At 73.8% G+C, this 15,165-nt stretch carries 14 protein-coding genes and 2 pseudogenes; 13 read left to right on the forward strand and 3 right to left on the reverse strand.

Annotated elements, in window-relative coordinates; genetic code table 11:
• Positions 1-47 precede the first annotated feature (47 nt).
• Positions 48-896: a DUF4352 domain-containing protein gene (locus tag BJF88_RS01960; RefSeq protein WP_075827555.1), complete on the forward strand. Its 849-nt coding sequence runs from the start codon at positions 48-50 to the stop codon at positions 894-896.
• 35 nt (positions 897-931) lie between these two features.
• Here the strand turns inward: BJF88_RS01960 and BJF88_RS01965 are convergent, their stop codons facing one another.
• Both BJF88_RS01965 and BJF88_RS01970 read right to left on the reverse strand, forming a co-directional pair.
• Complete coding sequence (locus BJF88_RS01965; RefSeq protein ID WP_075827556.1) at positions 932-1,759, reverse strand: hypothetical protein; 828 nt, start codon at positions 1,757-1,759, stop codon at positions 932-934.
• Complete coding sequence (locus BJF88_RS01970; protein ID WP_075827557.1) at positions 1,759-2,850, reverse strand: hypothetical protein; 1,092 nt, start codon at positions 2,848-2,850, stop codon at positions 1,759-1,761. Before BJF88_RS01970 ends, BJF88_RS01965 begins: the two co-directional genes overlap by 1 nt.
• Before the next feature lie 153 nt (positions 2,851-3,003).
• Between BJF88_RS01970 and BJF88_RS01980 the strand changes: the two genes are divergently transcribed.
• Positions 3,004-5,919, forward strand: coding sequence for a family 43 glycosylhydrolase (locus BJF88_RS01980; protein ID WP_255371673.1), 2,916 nt, complete (start codon positions 3,004-3,006; stop codon positions 5,917-5,919).
• 160 nt (positions 5,920-6,079) lie between these two features.
• Positions 6,080-6,442: a hypothetical protein gene (locus BJF88_RS01985; protein ID WP_139315863.1), complete on the forward strand. Its 363-nt coding sequence runs from the start codon at positions 6,080-6,082 to the stop codon at positions 6,440-6,442.
• On the opposite strand, the gene BJF88_RS01990 is transcribed toward BJF88_RS01985, so the two are convergent.
• Positions 6,348-7,325, reverse strand: coding sequence for a ribonuclease Z (locus BJF88_RS01990; RefSeq protein WP_075827560.1), 978 nt, complete (start codon positions 7,323-7,325; stop codon positions 6,348-6,350). The genes BJF88_RS01985 and BJF88_RS01990 overlap by 95 nt on opposite strands.
• 262 nt (positions 7,326-7,587) lie before the next feature.
• Here BJF88_RS01990 and BJF88_RS01995 point away from each other — a divergent pair, with 262 nt between their 5' ends.
• The 10 genes and pseudogenes from BJF88_RS01995 (at position 7,588) to BJF88_RS20915 (ending at position 15,162) form a co-directional block, all read left to right on the forward strand.
• On the forward strand, positions 7,588-8,142 hold the full coding sequence (locus BJF88_RS01995; protein WP_075827561.1) for a DUF6318 family protein: 555 nt from the start codon (positions 7,588-7,590) through the stop codon (positions 8,140-8,142).
• Positions 8,143-8,309: 167 nt separating this feature from the next.
• Positions 8,310-9,107 (forward strand): hypothetical protein, encoded by a 798-nt coding sequence (locus BJF88_RS02000; protein WP_075827562.1) that lies wholly within the window; start codon positions 8,310-8,312, stop codon positions 9,105-9,107.
• A 33-nt stretch (positions 9,108-9,140) separates the two neighbouring features.
• Positions 9,141-9,884 carry a histidine phosphatase family protein gene (locus tag BJF88_RS02005; RefSeq protein WP_075827563.1) on the forward strand — a complete coding sequence of 248 codons (744 nt, stop codon included), beginning with the start codon at positions 9,141-9,143 and terminating at the stop codon, positions 9,882-9,884.
• A gap of 130 nt (positions 9,885-10,014) precedes the next feature.
• Positions 10,015-10,380 carry a GNAT family N-acetyltransferase gene (locus tag BJF88_RS02010; protein ID WP_369824442.1) on the forward strand — a complete coding sequence of 122 codons (366 nt, stop codon included), beginning with the start codon at positions 10,015-10,017 and terminating at the stop codon, positions 10,378-10,380.
• Between the two features lie 212 nt (positions 10,381-10,592).
• Positions 10,593-11,470: pseudogene (kynA, locus tag BJF88_RS02015) on the forward strand (tryptophan 2,3-dioxygenase).
• On the forward strand, positions 11,467-12,456 hold the full coding sequence (locus BJF88_RS02020; protein WP_075827565.1) for a hypothetical protein: 990 nt from the start codon (positions 11,467-11,469) through the stop codon (positions 12,454-12,456). Before kynA ends, BJF88_RS02020 begins: the two are co-directional and overlap by 4 nt.
• 5 nt (positions 12,457-12,461) lie before the next feature.
• Complete coding sequence (locus BJF88_RS02025; RefSeq protein ID WP_139315864.1) at positions 12,462-12,974, forward strand: hypothetical protein; 513 nt, start codon at positions 12,462-12,464, stop codon at positions 12,972-12,974.
• Entirely contained in the window at positions 12,971-14,233 is a 1,263-nt protein-coding gene (locus BJF88_RS02030; protein ID WP_083648788.1) for a kynureninase, read from the forward strand. The genes BJF88_RS02025 and BJF88_RS02030 overlap by 4 nt, the downstream gene beginning before the upstream one ends.
• Positions 14,234-14,302: 69 nt before the next feature.
• Positions 14,303-14,743: pseudogene (locus BJF88_RS22885) on the forward strand (regulator); the annotation flags it as partial.
• Between the two features lie 233 nt (positions 14,744-14,976).
• A complete protein-coding gene (locus BJF88_RS20915; protein WP_255371674.1) occupies positions 14,977-15,162 on the forward strand; it encodes a PaaX family transcriptional regulator C-terminal domain-containing protein in 186 nt (61 codons plus the stop codon).
• Positions 15,163-15,165: the final 3 nt, after the last annotated feature.

The raw sequence follows: 15,165 nt of genomic DNA on the forward strand, positions 1-15,165 counted from the left end.
CACAGTCCGCAGCGACGACGACCGACGCCGGTCACCAGGAGGCCACGATGTCCACGCCCAACCAGCACCCGCAGCCCGCCCAGCCCCAGCCGTCCACGACGCCGCACCAGACCGGCGCGCCCGGGCAGCCCGGCCCGCACGGCTACCCGCAGTCCGGACAGCCGCCGGCCGGACAGCACCCCGGACAGGCGGACCCCGGCCAGCCGTACCCCGGGCAGCCCTACCCGCAGGGCTACCCTGCGCAGGGCGCCCAGCCGGGCGTCCCGACGCCGCCCCGCAAGAGCTGGTTCGCGCGCCACAAGATCCTCACGGGCCTGGGCGTCGTCGTGCTGCTCGCGATCATCGGCGGCGCCCTGGGCGGCGGGGGAGAGGACGAGCCGGCGACGACCGCCGCCGTCGCCGGCGCCCCCGCGGCGGACGGGCCGTCGGACGGTGCAGCCGACACGGCCGAGCCCGCACCCGAGGCCCCCGCCGAGGAGCCCGCGCCGGAGGAGCCGGCCGCTCCCGGCATCGGCACGCCGGTGCGCGACGGCAAGTTCGAGTTCACCGTGACGTCGGTGGAGACGGGCGTCGCGACCGTCGGCGACGAGTTCCTCAACCAGCAGGCGCAGGGCCAGTACGTGCTCGTGCACATGGCGGTGACGAACATCGGCACCGAGGCGCAGATGTTCGACGGGTCGAGCCAGGAGCTCACCGACACCGCGGGCCGTACGCACTCCGCCGACACGAGCGCCGCGATCTACCTCGGCGACGCGAACAGCTTCCTCACCGACATCAACCCGGGGAACTCCGTCGACGGCACCGTCGTGTTCGACATCCCCGCCGACGCCGTCCCGGCGACGATCGACCTGCACGACTCGATGTTCTCCGGCGGGGTCGAGGTCGCGCTGGGCTGAGCGCGGGCAGGACGGCCCGCGAGCGCGCCGGGGGATCAGCCTTCGCCGAAACCCCGGTGCGCCTCGTGCGCCGCTGACACGGCGTCCTCGCGCAGCACGTCCGGGTCGGTGTCGTCGCCGTCGAGCGTGCGCTGTTCGGCATAGGTCGTCGGCCCGTCGCCGCTCGGATCCGCGTAGAGGTCGAGAGCCGCCAGGAAGACGGCGCCGTAGTCGTCGAGTCCGGTGCTCGGGACCGCCCTGCGTGCCGCCCGGCCCGCCGCCGCTGCGTCGCCCTCGAGGTTGTGCAGCAGGACGAAGGCGAAGTCGTAGAAGTCTTTGCGCAGGCCGCGCTGGATCACGGCGGCGGCCTTGGCCAGCAGGTAGCCGCCGAGGCCGGCGAACCGGACCTGAGCGGTTCGGGCTAGGTGCGGGTCCTCGGACAGGGTCACCGCGCGCACGGTCGTGTCGTAGAGGGCGGGGCGTGGTCCGCGGACGTTCATCGCCGTCGCGGAGGCGCAGCCGGGCAGGACGATCTGCTGGGACGGACTGTCAGGGGTGTCGCACAGCAGCTCGAGCTTGACCGGTACGCCGTCGACGTCGATCCACCAGCGCCAGGTCTCGTCGCCTCGTGTCGTGAACCCGGCGGCGCGCAGGGCAATCTCGAGCCACGAGAGGTCGAGATCGTCGCGGTCATAGACGAACCCGACCTCGACGAGCACGTCGACGTCCGTCGTGCCCTGGTGGGGCGCCGACGTGGCGCGCGTGAGGTGATCGGGGTTGAGCCCTCCGACGACCGTGATGTCGTGGGCATGCGCACCGAGCTCGACGGCGAACAGGCCGAGCGCGCGCTCGGCGTAGCGGCGCGTCGTGGGCGTGCGGTCCATCAGAACCCGATCCGGGTCTGCCGGAGGTGCTCGGCGGCGTCGGGGCCCCGTGCGCCCATCCGCAGCAGGTCGCCGTAGAGGCGGATCGCGCTCGCCCACCGTACGGGTGCCGGGGACGACGTGCTCTGCTCCTCGCCGACCGGCACGTCGAGCTCCGCACCGCGCAGCACGAGCTCGTCCGCTCGGAGGATCTCGAGCCGAGCACCACGGTCGACGCGTCGGAGCCCGGCAGCGGTCAGCACGCGATCGAGCGCCGCGCCGTCGTCGAACAGCCTGGGCGCGAGGTAGACGCTGAGAAGCGGGACGCTCGTCAGGAACGGTGCAGTGTGCTGGAGGGCGAGCCACCCGGTGAGCGCCCAGTCGTCGGTACGCAGTTGCGGCGCGAGGCGGTCGCGGACGAAGCGGTCCGGGTCGTCGACGACCGCGTGCACACCGATCCGAGAAGGAACCTGCTCGGCGTGCCACGACGCCCACGAGCTGAGCATCGTCGAAGGATCGGAGAGCGTGCGAGCGGCGCGCGGGCCACGCGACGCACCGGACTTGCTCGTCCAGCCCTCGGCGTCGAAGCCCTGTAGCGCCCGCGAGGCCAGCGCGGTCGACACGCCCGCATCAGCCGCCAGCCTCGTCACCGACGGCAGCGGCTCGGCGTGCGCGTCGGGCAAGCGCGCTGCGCGCACGAGGACGGTCTCCGCGACGGCCGCGGTGCCGGGAGCCCAGCGTGAGCTGCGCGGGAGCGGCCGCAAGTTCTCGGTCGGGGACCGCTCGCGGTCGATGACGATGGCGATCCCGGGTTCGGCGTGCACCGAGGCGCGGCCGGTCTCGTCCACCCAGCTGACACCCCGTTCCTCGAGAACGGCGACTGCTCCCGGTGACATGTGGCGCGCGACGACGAGCGGGGTGGAGGTGGAAGGCAGGATGTCTGCCATGCGCGCCGACCGCAGCGCCGCGTCGATGTCGGCCGGGAATCCCTCGCCGGCCCAGACGACCGAGAACTTCGCCCCCGCGTCCTTCATGACGAGATCGATGAGCGGAGCGTCCGGCGCGACGTCGAGCCGCGCGTCGTCCCAGCGGCGTATGGCGTCTGACAACACCGCTTCCACGGCGGTGAGCGCACGGTTTTCTACCGCTCTCATGTTTTCCACTGTACCAGTGGAAAACGGTCTCGTCTGAGAAAACCATGCGCCGAGTCACCGCAGTGCACCCGCTGGGTGCGACGCCTCGCTTCTCTCCGCGAGGATGACCCGGTGCCGCCCGCCCCGCCCTACCCGCGCCCGACGCCGTCCGATCTCGCCGCCGCGCGCGACCGGGAGATCGACGACTGGCTGCGCCCGGGCCTCGACGTGCTGTTCTGCGGCATCAACCCGGGCCTGTACTCGGCGGCGGTCGGGCGGCCGTTCGCCAACCCGGGGACGCGGTACTGGAAGGCGATGCACGAGGCGGGCTTCACCGACCGGGTGCTCGGGCCGTGGGAGCGCGACGCGTTCCTCGACGCGGGCCTCGGCATGACGAACGTCGTGCGGCGCGCGACCGCCCGCGCGGACGAGCTCGCGCCGGAGGAGATCGTCGACGGCGGTCGGCGGCTCATCGAGACGGCGCGCGAGTGGGAGCCTCGCTGGGTCGCGGTGCTCGGCCTCGGGGCGTACCGGACGGCGTTCGGCGACCGTCGCGCGACGCAGGCCTGCAGGAGCGCCGGATCGGCCCGGCGCGCGTGTGGCTGCTGCCCAACCCGAGCGGCCTCAACGCGCACCACACCGTCGCGACGCTCGGCCAGGCGTACGCGGAGCTGCGCGTCGCCGCGGGGCTGCCCGACCGCCGTCGGCCCTGACGCGCGATCCGGCGCCGCGACCCTGCCGACCCCCGGTCTCGTTCCCCTGCGCAGGCGGGGTGTTCGGTTCTGCGGGGAACCGTTGACTTGTGTGCGGCCTGCCGGGAGACTCAAGTGCCCCGAGTCGACGTCGACCCGGGTCCTGCCGCCTCACCGTCGAGGAGACATCCCGATGAAACCCTTCCTGTCTCGCGCACGCGCGCGTGCCACCGCTGTCACGGGCGCGCTGCTCGCGCTCGGCCTGACCGTCACCGGCGCCGCGACCGCGAGCGCCGCACCGGCTGCCGCGGAACCCGCGCCGCCGGTGATCGAGCCCGTCGTCGACGCCAACTTCCCCGACCCGGACGTCCTGCTCGTCGACGGCGTCTACCACGCGTACGCGACGAACAACGCGGGCCAGAACGTGCAGCACCGCACGTCGACGGACCTCGTCACGTGGAGCGAGCCGACCGACGTCGCGCCGGACCTGGGTGCCTGGGTGAGCGAGGCCTGCTCCTTCTCGCCGGGCGGCGCCACCGACCGGTGCGTGTGGGCGCCGGAGGTCGCCGCGGTCGAGGGCGGCTACGCCCTGTACTACACGGCGCGCGACGCGACGTCGCCGCGCCAGTGCATCGGCCTCTCCCTGTCCGAGTCGCCGGACGGTCCGTTCGTGCCCGTCGGCGACGACCCGTTCGTCTGCCCCAACGGCGAGGACGGCACGGAGGACCTCGGCGGCGCGATCGACGCCGGCACGTTCCACGACGGCGAGCAGCTGTGGCTGCTGTGGAAGGCCGACGGGAACTGCTGCGCCGGCAAGGCCGCGATCCTCTTCGCGCAGCCGCTGTCGGCGGACGGCACGGAGCTCACCGGCCCGCCCACCGAGCTGATCCGCGTCGACCGCCCGAACGAGGGCATCGTCGTCGAGGCGCCGACCATGGTCGAGCGCGACGGCACCTACTACCTCTTCTACTCCGCGAACGACTTCTACGGCGGGAGCTACCGGACGGCGCACGCGACGTCCGACAGCGTCCTCGGCCCGTGGACCAAGGCGACCACCGAGCTCGTGACGAGCGACCGCTTCGCCGGCGACGTGCGCGGCCCCGGCGGCCAGGACGTCGTCGTGCGCCCGGACGGCACCACCGCGATCGTCTTCCACGGCTGGAACGAGCGCTTCACCTACCGCGCCATGTACGTCAGCGAGCTCGAGTGGTCCGCCGAGGGCGTTCCGTCCGTCGCGGCCGCGTCGGACCGCTACCAGGCCGAGGACGGCGTCGTCGAGAACGCGCGCGTCGTGCAGGACGGCAGCGCGTCGGGCGGCGCGAAGGTCGGCGGCATGGACTTCGCCGACAGCTCCGTGACGGTGGAGGTCTGGGCTGAGGAGGCCGGGCCGGCGCTGCTCGGCATCCGGTACGCGAACGGGTCGGTGGACGACGGCGAGAGGGTCCCCTCGACCAGCACGCTGGCCGTGAACGGGCAGGACGCGGGCGTCGTGACGTTCGCGCACACCACGTGGGGCAACTGGCAGACGGCCGAGCAGCTCGTCGACCTCGCCGCCGGGTGGAACACCGTCACGCTGACGCGCGGCACGTTCTTCGCGGAGATCGACGCGTTCGACGTCTTCCCGACGGTGCGCGAGCCGCAGAACGTCGTGCCGCCGGTGGTCCCCGCGGACGCCCAGCGCTACGAGTTCGAGGACGGCGTGATCGTGCGTGGGTCGGTCGGCTCCGCTCCGGGTGCCTCGGGCGGGGAGAAGGTCGGCGGCCTGGACTTCGACGACAGCTCCGTGACGATCGCGATGGAGATCGAGGCCGAGAAGGCCGGCCCGTACACGCTCGCGATCCGGTTCGCGAACGGCTCCGAGCGCGGCGGCTACACGCTCGAGTCGAGCGACCGTGTCACCGTCAACGGCGAGGACGCCGGCGTCGTGACGTTCCCGCACACGACCTGGGGCAACTGGCAGAGCGTGGCGCACGAGGTCCAGCTCGCCGAGGGCACGAACACCGTGACCCTCACGCGCCAGACCTGGTACACCGAGCTCGACGCGGTCGACGTCTACCCGTCCGAGCAGACGCCGGCCGAGCCCGAGATCACCGTGCAGGCCCAGACGCGGTGCCTCGCCGGCACCCCGTACGTCGCCGTGCGCGCGACGAACGACGGCGACGCGACGGTCGGCATCATGCTGTCCACGCCGCACGGGGAGAAGGCGCTCACCGCTGTCGACCCCGGCCGCAACGCCTACCAGTCGTTCAAGGTCCGCGGGCCGCTCGAGGCCGGCGAGGCCACGGTGACCGTGACGACCGCGGACGGCACGACGTCGGAGATCACCGCCGCGTACGGCGCGCTGTCGTGCGGCTGAGCCGGCGGTGCCGGCGGATCGTGGTGAGCCGGTGGTGCTGAGCCTGCTCGCTGCGCCGCCGCGCACGAGCTGCGGCTGACCGGAGGCTCGGAGGCCGTCGTCCACAGGGGTGTGGACGACGGCCTCCGTCGTGCCGTCGCTGGCCCTACGTTCCCGTGGCGTGCACATCCTCCTCGCGATCCCGGTCGCGGCCGTCGGGCTCTGGCACCTCCTCGCGCCGCGCGCGACGCCCCTCTTCGACCGGATCCCCCAGCTCGACCGGCGCGCGGAGGCGAGACCGACCGACCGCGACGCCGGGACGGTGCGGATCTACGGCGCGCTCGTGCTGGTCCTCGCGGTGGCGCTCGCCTGGGCGCTGACCTTCCTGCGCCCCGTGAGCGCGGTCGGCCCGCCGTCCGACGAGCCGGGCCACAGCACGGTCGTGCCCCTCAGGCGCCCGTACGACCTCGACCGCCCGTCGAGGGTCGACCTGCCCGGGGACGGGCCGGTACGCCTACGCGTTCCAGGTCTCGGGCGACGGTGAGCTCGCCGTGGAACACCGTGCGCGCCTCGCGCTCGAACTCTGCCGGGTCGGTGTACCGCTGCGAGAAGTGCGTCAGCACGAGGTGGCGCACGCCGGCCTCGGCGGCGACCTTCGCCGCCTGGTAGGCGGTGAGGTGGCCCCAGCGCTCGGCCTGGTCGAGGTCGCGGTCGAGGAACGTCGACTCGATGACGAGCAGGTCGACGCCGTCGGCCAGCTCGCGTACCGCGTCGCACAGGCGCGAGTCCATGACGAACGCGAACGACTGCCCCGGGCGTGGCTCGCTGACCTCGTCGACGGTGACGGTGCGGCCGGCGTCCGTGGTGACGACGCCGTCACGCTGCAGCTGCCCGACGACCGGGCCCGCGAGGCCGTGTTCGGCGAGGAGGTCGGGGTGCATGCGGCGGCCGTCGGGCTCGTCGAGCCGGTAGCCGACGGCGTCGATCGTGTGGTCGAGGCGTCGCGCGTGGAGCGTGAAGCCCGGGTGCGGCCGTTCGGAGGCTGCGGGAACCGGTCCGTCGCCGTCGAGCGGCTGCAGCTCGATCGCACCCTGGCGCCGGTACGCCGACGCGTCGAGCAGGTGCTCCACCCACCGCTGACCCGACGCCGGGTACGACACCGGGATCGTGTGCGGCACCGCGTCTCCGCTGATGCGCTGCGCGACACCCGCGAGGCCCAGGCTGTGGTCGCCGTGCAGGTGCGTGATCGCGATGCGCGTCAGGTCCGTCGCCGACACCCCGGCGAGCGTCATCTGCCGCTGCGTGCCCTCGCCCGGGTCGAACAGGATCGCCTCGTCGTCCCAGAACAGGACGTACCCGTTGTGGTTGCGCGTGCGCGTCGGCACCATGCTGGCCGTCCCCAGGGCCACGAGCTCACGGCGCGACATGCCGACAGACTGCCACGCGCCCGGTTGTCCACAGAGCCTGTGGTCCACAGAAGGTGGACTCGCGGTACCGTCCGCCGCGCCGATTCGCTAGGTTCTGGGGCAGTTCGCGCGGTCCGCCGGTCCGCGGCGCGCGCAGCCCGGCGAGCCGCGGCTCGTCGGGGCAGTCCAGTGGTCGTTCGTCAGCAGGAGAGAGATGCACCTCGGTCGTCCGTCAACAGTCGGTGCCCGACGCCGTGCGCTCGCCACGGGCGCCGTCGTCGCCGTGGGCCTCCTGGTCGCCGGGTGCAGCGGCGAGCCCGCCGAACCGGAGCCGACGACCAGCACGGTCGAGGAGGAGCCCACCGAGACACCCGAGCCGACGCCGACCGAGACCGGCCCGGCGAAGCCGGAGCGGCCAGCCGCGATGGAGCAGGAGGACGCGGAGGGTGCCGCCGCCGCAGCGGAGTACTTCTCAGAGCTGTACCCGTACGTCATGACTTCCGGCGACACCTCGGAATGGCGAAGCCTCGCGCACGAGTCTTGCGGCTTCTGCCAGGGCTCAATTGACCAAGCTGAGACGATTCGCGAGCGAGGTGACGCATTCGTGGGCGGTGCCGTGACAGCTACCGTGGAGAAACCAGGGCTATATGCGCGGGACGAGGCTACGGGCATCTTCCCGCTAGACATGCGCATAGTTCAGGAAGCCATGACGATCTCCGACGCCGAGGGTAAGGAGCTCTTCTCCCAGGAGCGGACGGACGACCTCTACCGCGCGGAGATCGGCCGGAAGGACGGGGAATGGGTCGTCGTTGAGGTTGCACTGCTGGAGCAGGCGTGATGCTCGTCGCTTCAGCCATCGGCGTCACACTCGTAGCTTCTTCAGTGCTCCAGGGCTCGTCGAGTGCGGGCATTGACTACGGGGGCTATAAGGGCGAGGCAAAGGGGCAGCAAGTCTCGGTCGAGGCTGCGCGCGAGGCGACGCGCGGCGGCGGCACCTACGTTCCCATGAGCGACGAGGAGCCGACGGACCGGTACTTCTCCGCGACGCCGGCGCTGTGTGCGCTCGTCAGCTCTCTCGACGGTCCGACGACCGCCTACGACTACGCGTGCACCGAGGGTGAGCAGCTCGCGTACGAGGGCATCGAGTGCGGCGCGGACGAGTTCGCGCAGGGCGCGCTGTTCCGCGAGGTCCGGCAGCCTGACGGCACGTGGGGTCCGCCGGAGCTCGTGGGCGACGAGGGCTGCATCACGCCGGCGGACCTGCTGGCCGAGGCGGAGCGCGAGTTCGCGACGCTGCCGATCGCGCCGTCGCCGGTCGTCGTGCAGCCGCCGGACGGCTGGACCGTCGTGAACCTCCCGACGATCACGTACACCGACGCGGCGGAGCAGACGTTCGACACGTCGCTGCTCGGCATCCCGGTGCAGATCCGTGCGACGCCCGAGTCGTACGCGTGGGACTACGCCGACGGCAGCGCCCCGCTCGTCACGACCGACCCCGGCGCGCCGTACCCGGACCACACCGTGCACCACACGTACGCGCAGCCGGCGGACGCGGTGACGATCGGGCTGACGACGACGTGGTCGGGTCAGTTCCGCATCACCGGGTCGCGACGTGGACGGACGTGCCCGGGACGGCGTCGACGTCGAGCACCGCCCCGCCGCTCCAGGTCTACGAGGCGCGCTCGCGGCTCGTCACCGACCCGCTCGGCTGACTCGCCTCTGCCGCCCGACCGTCGCGCAGGCGCCGCTCGGGGCTCTGGCGCGGCCGACGTCTCGGGCGGCGACCTGCCGGACGGCTCGTAGGGTGGTCAGTACCCCTCGAACCCCCGGAGCATCATGCGCTTGCTGCTCGTCCGTCACGGACAGACCCCGTCCAACGTCGCCGGCCTGCTCGACACCGCGCTGCCTGGCCCCGGCCTGACCGCCCTCGGGGCACGGCAGGCCGCCGCCATCCCGGACGCGCTCGCCGACCGGGTGATCGAGGGCATCGCCGTCTCGACGCTCGTGCGGACCCACCTCACCGCGGCACCGCTCGTCGAGCGCCTCGAGCTGGAACCGCTGGAGCTCGACGGCTTCCGCGAGATCGACGCCGGCGACCTCGAGATGTCCGGGCACCACGAGCACCACGTCCGCTACCTCGAGACCGTGTTCGCCTGGGGCGGCGGCGACATGGCGCGGCGCATGCCCGGAGGCCCGGACGGCCACGAGTTCGTTGCGCGCTTCGACGACGCCGTCGCCAAGGTGGCGTCCACCGGCTGGGAGACGGCCGTCGTCGTCTCCCACGGCGCGGCCATCCGCTCGTGGGCCGGTATCCGCGCGGCCGGCGTCGACCTCGACGCCATCGCGTACACCCAGCTCGAGAACACCGGGCTCGTCGAGGTCGAGGGCGACCCGGACGCCGGCTGGCGCTTCGTCGGCATGAACGCCGCCCCGCTCGGCGGTCACGTGCTCACCGACGAGCTCGCCGACGACCCCACCGGCGAGTCCGTCGCCGACGAGCGCGCCGACGTCGACCACGAGCGCATCGACGCCGCCGCGCACCGCGACACCGACGCACCGCGCGACCCGGACGCCGGCTGACCATGCGACCGCCGACGGGACGCAGCCCGAGATCCGGCCCTACCGGAGCCCGGACGACGCCGCGGCGACCTACGTCGTCGCGCGCACCGCGATCGCCCGGACCGCGGCCACCGCCTACGACCCCGACCAGATCGCCGCCTGGCTGGGCCCCGCCCGTCTCGACCTGACCGGCTGGGACGAGCGCCGGCACGGAGCGGACACGCTCGTCGCGGAGCTCGACGGGATCGTCGTCGGGTTCTCGGACCTGCGGCCGGACGGCCTGGTCGACATGCTCTTCGTCGACCCGCGCGCGGGGGGCCGCGGCGTCGCCCGCGCCCTACTCACCGCCGTCCAGGCCGACGCCCGCGCCCGCGGCATCGTGGAGCTCCGCACCCTCGCGAGCCGCAGCGCCCGCCCGGTCTTCGAACGCCTCGGCTTCACCGTCGTCGCCGAGCGTCCGGACAACACCGTGCGCGGCGTCGTCGTCCCCAACACCGAGATGCGCTGCCGCCTCTGAGAACTCTCGACCCGTCTTGCGGCGCCAGACGTCGGTCGATCGACTGCGCCGAGATCGGCAGCAACGGTCCGGGTCGGCACTCCCGACCTGCCGACCTCGACACGAGCTGCCGATCTCGGCGCGGCCGCACGCACCCCGCCCACGCGCATCGCCCCTCCCGACGATGTCGCACGGTCCTGGCGGTCGTCACGTCGGCGTCATACCCTCGACGGATGGTCGACCAGCCACCGCGTCCCTCGGCGAACGAGCGCGCCCTCGAGCCCGACATCGTCACCGACCTGCGCGAGCAGATGACGTACGGGTCGTACCTGCAGCTCGACACCCTGCTGGCCGCGCAGCGGCGACCAGCACCCCGCCGCACCACGACGAGATGCTCTTCATCGTCCAGCACCAGACCACCGAGCTCTGGCTCAAGCTCGTGCTCCACGAGCTCGCCTCGGCGCGCGACCTCCTCGCCGCCGACGACCTCCCGGCCGCGCTCAAGCGCATCGCTCGTGTCAAGCACATCCAGCGCACGCTCACGGAGCAGTGGTCCGTCCTCGCGACGCTCACCCCGAGCGAGTACGCGCAGTTCCGCGGTTACCTCGGCAACGCGTCGGGGTTCCAGTCGTGGCAGTACCGCGCCGTCGAGTTCGTGCTCGGCAACAAGAACGCCGCGATGCTCAAGGTCTTCGCGTCCGAGCCGGCCGCGCACGCCGAGCTCGCGCGCCTGCTCGCCGAGCCGAGCGTCTACGACGAGTTCCTGCGCTACCTCGCCCGCCACGGCCACGACGTCCCGCAGCGCGTCCTGGATCGCGACGTCACCGTCGCGCACGACCTCGACGACCACCTCGTCGAGGTGTTCCGCCGCATCTACGCCGAGCCGGACACCCACTGGTCGGCCTACGAGACCTGCGAGGAGCTCGTCGACCTCGAGGACAACTTCCAGCTCTGGCGCTTCCGCCACATGAAGACCGTCCTGCGCATCATCGGCACGAAGCGCGGCACGGGCGGCTCGAGCGGCGTCGGCTTCCTCCAGAAGGCCCTCGACCTCACGTTCTTCCCCGAGCTCTTCGCCGTCCGCACCGAGATCGGCGCGTCCCGGCCATGACGGTCGTGCCCGACGGCGCCCGCCTCGTCACCGTGGACGCGTCCTGGTTCCCGGGCCGTCCGCCCACCGGCCCGACGACGTTCCTCGCCACCGCGTCCGGGCTCCACCCCCTGAGCGACGCCGAGGTCGACGCCCACGGCGCGGCAGAGCCGCTCCACCTGCCCGGCACGCTGCTGCCGCCGTTCACCGACGCGCACGTCCACCTCGGGCTCGTCGACGCCACCGCCCTCGTCCCGCACGGCATCGCCGCCGTCCACGACCTCGGCTGGATCCCGGAGGTCGCAGCAGGTTGGGCGCGCGACGGCGACCGGGACGCACGAGCGGGCGGTGCGGCGTCGGAGGCGAATGGCGTAGAAGTCGCGCGCGAGAACGGACGGCCGAACGCTGAAGGCGACGGCGCGGCCAGCCCGAGCACCGAGGGCGCACCGCCCGCGGACCCGGCCAGCCCGAGCACCGAGGGCGCGGCGCCCGCGGACCCGGCCCCGCGCACACCGCACGTCGCGTTCGCCGGCGCCTTCCTCACCGCGCCTGGTGGCTACCCGTCCGACCGGTCGTGGGCGCCGCCCGGCTCCGTCGTCGAGATCGCGACGCCCGACGACGCCGTGGCGGCCGTCGACCAGCAGCTCCGCGCCGGAGCGTCGTTCGTCAAGGTCGCCCTCCACAGCACGGCCGGCCCGGTGCCCGACGACGCGACGCTCGCCGCCGTCGTCGGACGTGCGCACGAGCGCGGCGTCGCGGTCGTCGCGCACGCCGAGGGCCCGGGCCAGGCCGCGCGCGCGTTCGAGGCCGGAGTCGACCGCCTCGCGCACGCCCCGTTCTCCGAGCGGCTGCCCGACGCGCTGCTGCTCGCCATGGCCCGCCGGCGCCCTGGTCCGGCTCTCGCGCCGAGCACGACACCGCGCGTCGTCGAGCACGACCTGAGCGTCGCCGTGCGCCCGAGAACGACGCTCAGGTCGTGTTCGGCGGGGCAGGGGGCGGGCCGATGACGTGGGTGAGCACCCTCGACATCCACGGCTGGGGCGCGCCGACGCCGGAGCAGGACGTCGCGATCGACAACGTCCGGCGGTTCGTCGCCGCGGGCGGCACCGTCGTCTACGGGACGGATCTCGGCAACGGGCCGCTGCCGCTCGGCGTGAACCGTCGGGAGCTGCGTGCGCTCGCCGCCGCGGGCCTCGACGCGGAGGCGCTCCTGCACGCACTCACCGGTGATCCACCGCGACGGTCCTGGGCCCGCCGCGACCGCGCTGTCGAAGGACGCACTCCGGGCCCGGAGATGCACGTCGAGGTGCATCCCTGGGGCACGAGTGCATCCCTCGGCGCCGTCACCTACGTCCCGGGGCCACCGCCCGAGGACCTCGCCGACCTCGATCACCTCGACGGCCCGGACGAGCTCGTCGAGCTCACGCGCTGGCTCGCCGGCGCGACGACCCTGCACCTGGCCGACGTGCTGCACCCGGCGTTCGCACCGCCGTCGGGCACGACCACCCGAGAGGACGAGCGATGACCGCCATTCCCCGCACCGGCACCCACCCCGACCCGGACGCCGCAGCCCGCGCCGCGCGCGCCGCCGAGCTCGACGCCGCCGACCCGCTCGCGCGCTTCGTCGACGCGTTCGTGCCGTCCGACGACGTGATCGCCTACCTCGACGGCAACTCCCTCGGCCGCCCCACGCGGGCGTCCGCCGAGCGGCTCGCCCGCTTCGCGACGGAGCGGTGGGGTGCGCGGCTCATCCGCGGCTGGGACGAGGAGTGGTACGAGCTGCCGCTGACGCTCGGCGACCGCATCGGCGCCGCGACGCTCGGCGCGGCGGCGGGGCAGACGTTCGTCGCGGACTCGACGACCGTCATCCTCTACAAGCTCGTGCGGGCGGCGCTCGCGGCGCCGCAGGCCGCCGGGCGCGACGAGATCGTCCTCGACTCCGGCAACTTCCCGACCGACCGCTACGTCCTCGAGGGCGTCGCGCGCGAGCACGGGGCGACGCTGCGCTGGATCGACCCCCCGCACGACGGCGGGGTGACGCCCGAGCAGGTCGCCGAGGTCGTCGGCGAGCGCACCGCGCTCGTCGTGCTGAGCCACGTCGCGTACCGGTCGGGGTACGTGAGCGACGCGGAGGCGATCACGCGCGTCGCCCACGACGCCGGCGCGCTCGTGCTCTGGGATCTGTGCCACTCCGCGGGCGCGGTGCCCGTCGCGCTCGACGCGTGGGGCGTCGACCTCGCCGTGGGGTGCACGTACAAGTACCTCAACGGCGGCCCGGGCGCCCCCGCGTTCGGGTACGTGCGCGCCGATCTCCAGGACGTGCTGACGCAGCCGATCCAGGGCTGGATGGGCAGCGCGGCCCCGTTCGAGATGGGGCCGGGGTACGCCCCGCACGCGGGAGCGCGGCGGTTCCTGTCCGGCACGCCCGCCATCGTCGGGATGCTCGCGATGCAGGACATGGTCGAGCTGGTCGCCGACGCCGGCATGGACGCGGTCCGCGCGAAGTCCGTCGCGCTCACCGAGCTCGCGCTCGAGCTCGTCGACGACCTGCTCGTCCCGCTCGGCGCGCGCGTCGCCTCGCCGCGCGACCCGGACCGGCGGGGGAGCCACGTGACCGTCGACCACGACGCGTTCGAGGCGACGCTCCCGCTCCTGTGGGAGCGCGGTGTCATCCCCGACTTCCGGCGGCCGAACGGGCTGCGCCTCGGGCTGTCGCCGCTGTCGACGTCGTTCGACGAGGTGCGCGTCGCGTCGAGGCGGTGCGCGACGCGCTCGTCGAGGTGACGTCCGGGCGCGTCCCGGCCGACGCGCTGGTCGACGCCGCGCCCGACGCCCCGACGCCATGAGACCCGCATGATCCTCGACGACATCGACGCCCGGCCCGGGAGTGCGACGTCGCTGCTGCGCACGGTCGTCGGGCTGTGCGTGCGCGACCTCGGCGGCGCGATCGCCGTCGCGGACCTCGTGGCGCTGCTCGACGCCGTCAGGGTCCCGCCGAGCGGCGCGCGCAGCGCGATCTCGCGCGTCAAGGCGAAGGGGCTGCTCGTCGCGGAGCCGGTGGACGGCCGTCCGGGGTACCGGCTCGCGCCCGGCGCCGCCGCGATGCTCGCGCGCGGCGACCGCCGCATCTTCGGGTACCGGCAGCAGGCCGACGACGACCCGTGGTGCCTCGTGTCGTTCTCCGTGCCGGAGGCCCGCCGCGACGCACGCCACCAGCTGCGCCGCCACCTCGGCTGGATCGGCTGCGGCACCGTCGCCGACGGCCTGTGGATCGCGCCCGGGCACCTCGCCGACGAGGTCGAGGAGATCCTCGAGCACCTCGGCCTCCGCGACGCCGCGACGCTGTTCCCGACCGGGGCGCCGCGCACGGCCGGGTCGTTCGCCGACGCCGCCGCCCGCTGGTGGGACCTCGACCGCCTCGCCGCGCTGCACCGCGCGTTCCTCGCCCGGCACGACGACGGGCGCCGGGCTCGGGGTGGGCCGTGCCCGACGGCGCGCCGTCGCCGCGGGACGCGTTCGCCCGGTGGGTGCGCGTCGTCGACGACTGGCGCCTCGTCCCGTACCTCGACCCCGGGCTGCCGCCGAGCGCGCTGCCGCCCGACTGGCCGGGCACGGCGAGCGTCGCGCTGTTCGCGCGGCTGCGCGGCGAGCTCGCGGAGCGGGCGGCGCGCTACGTGCGGTCGGTGACGGGAGAGCCGGTCGGGCGCCGCTGAGAG

The organism is Cellulosimicrobium sp. CUA-896 (genome assembly GCF_001942335.1).
In the GTDB taxonomy this organism is placed as follows: domain Bacteria; phylum Actinomycetota; class Actinomycetes; order Actinomycetales; family Cellulomonadaceae; genus Cellulosimicrobium.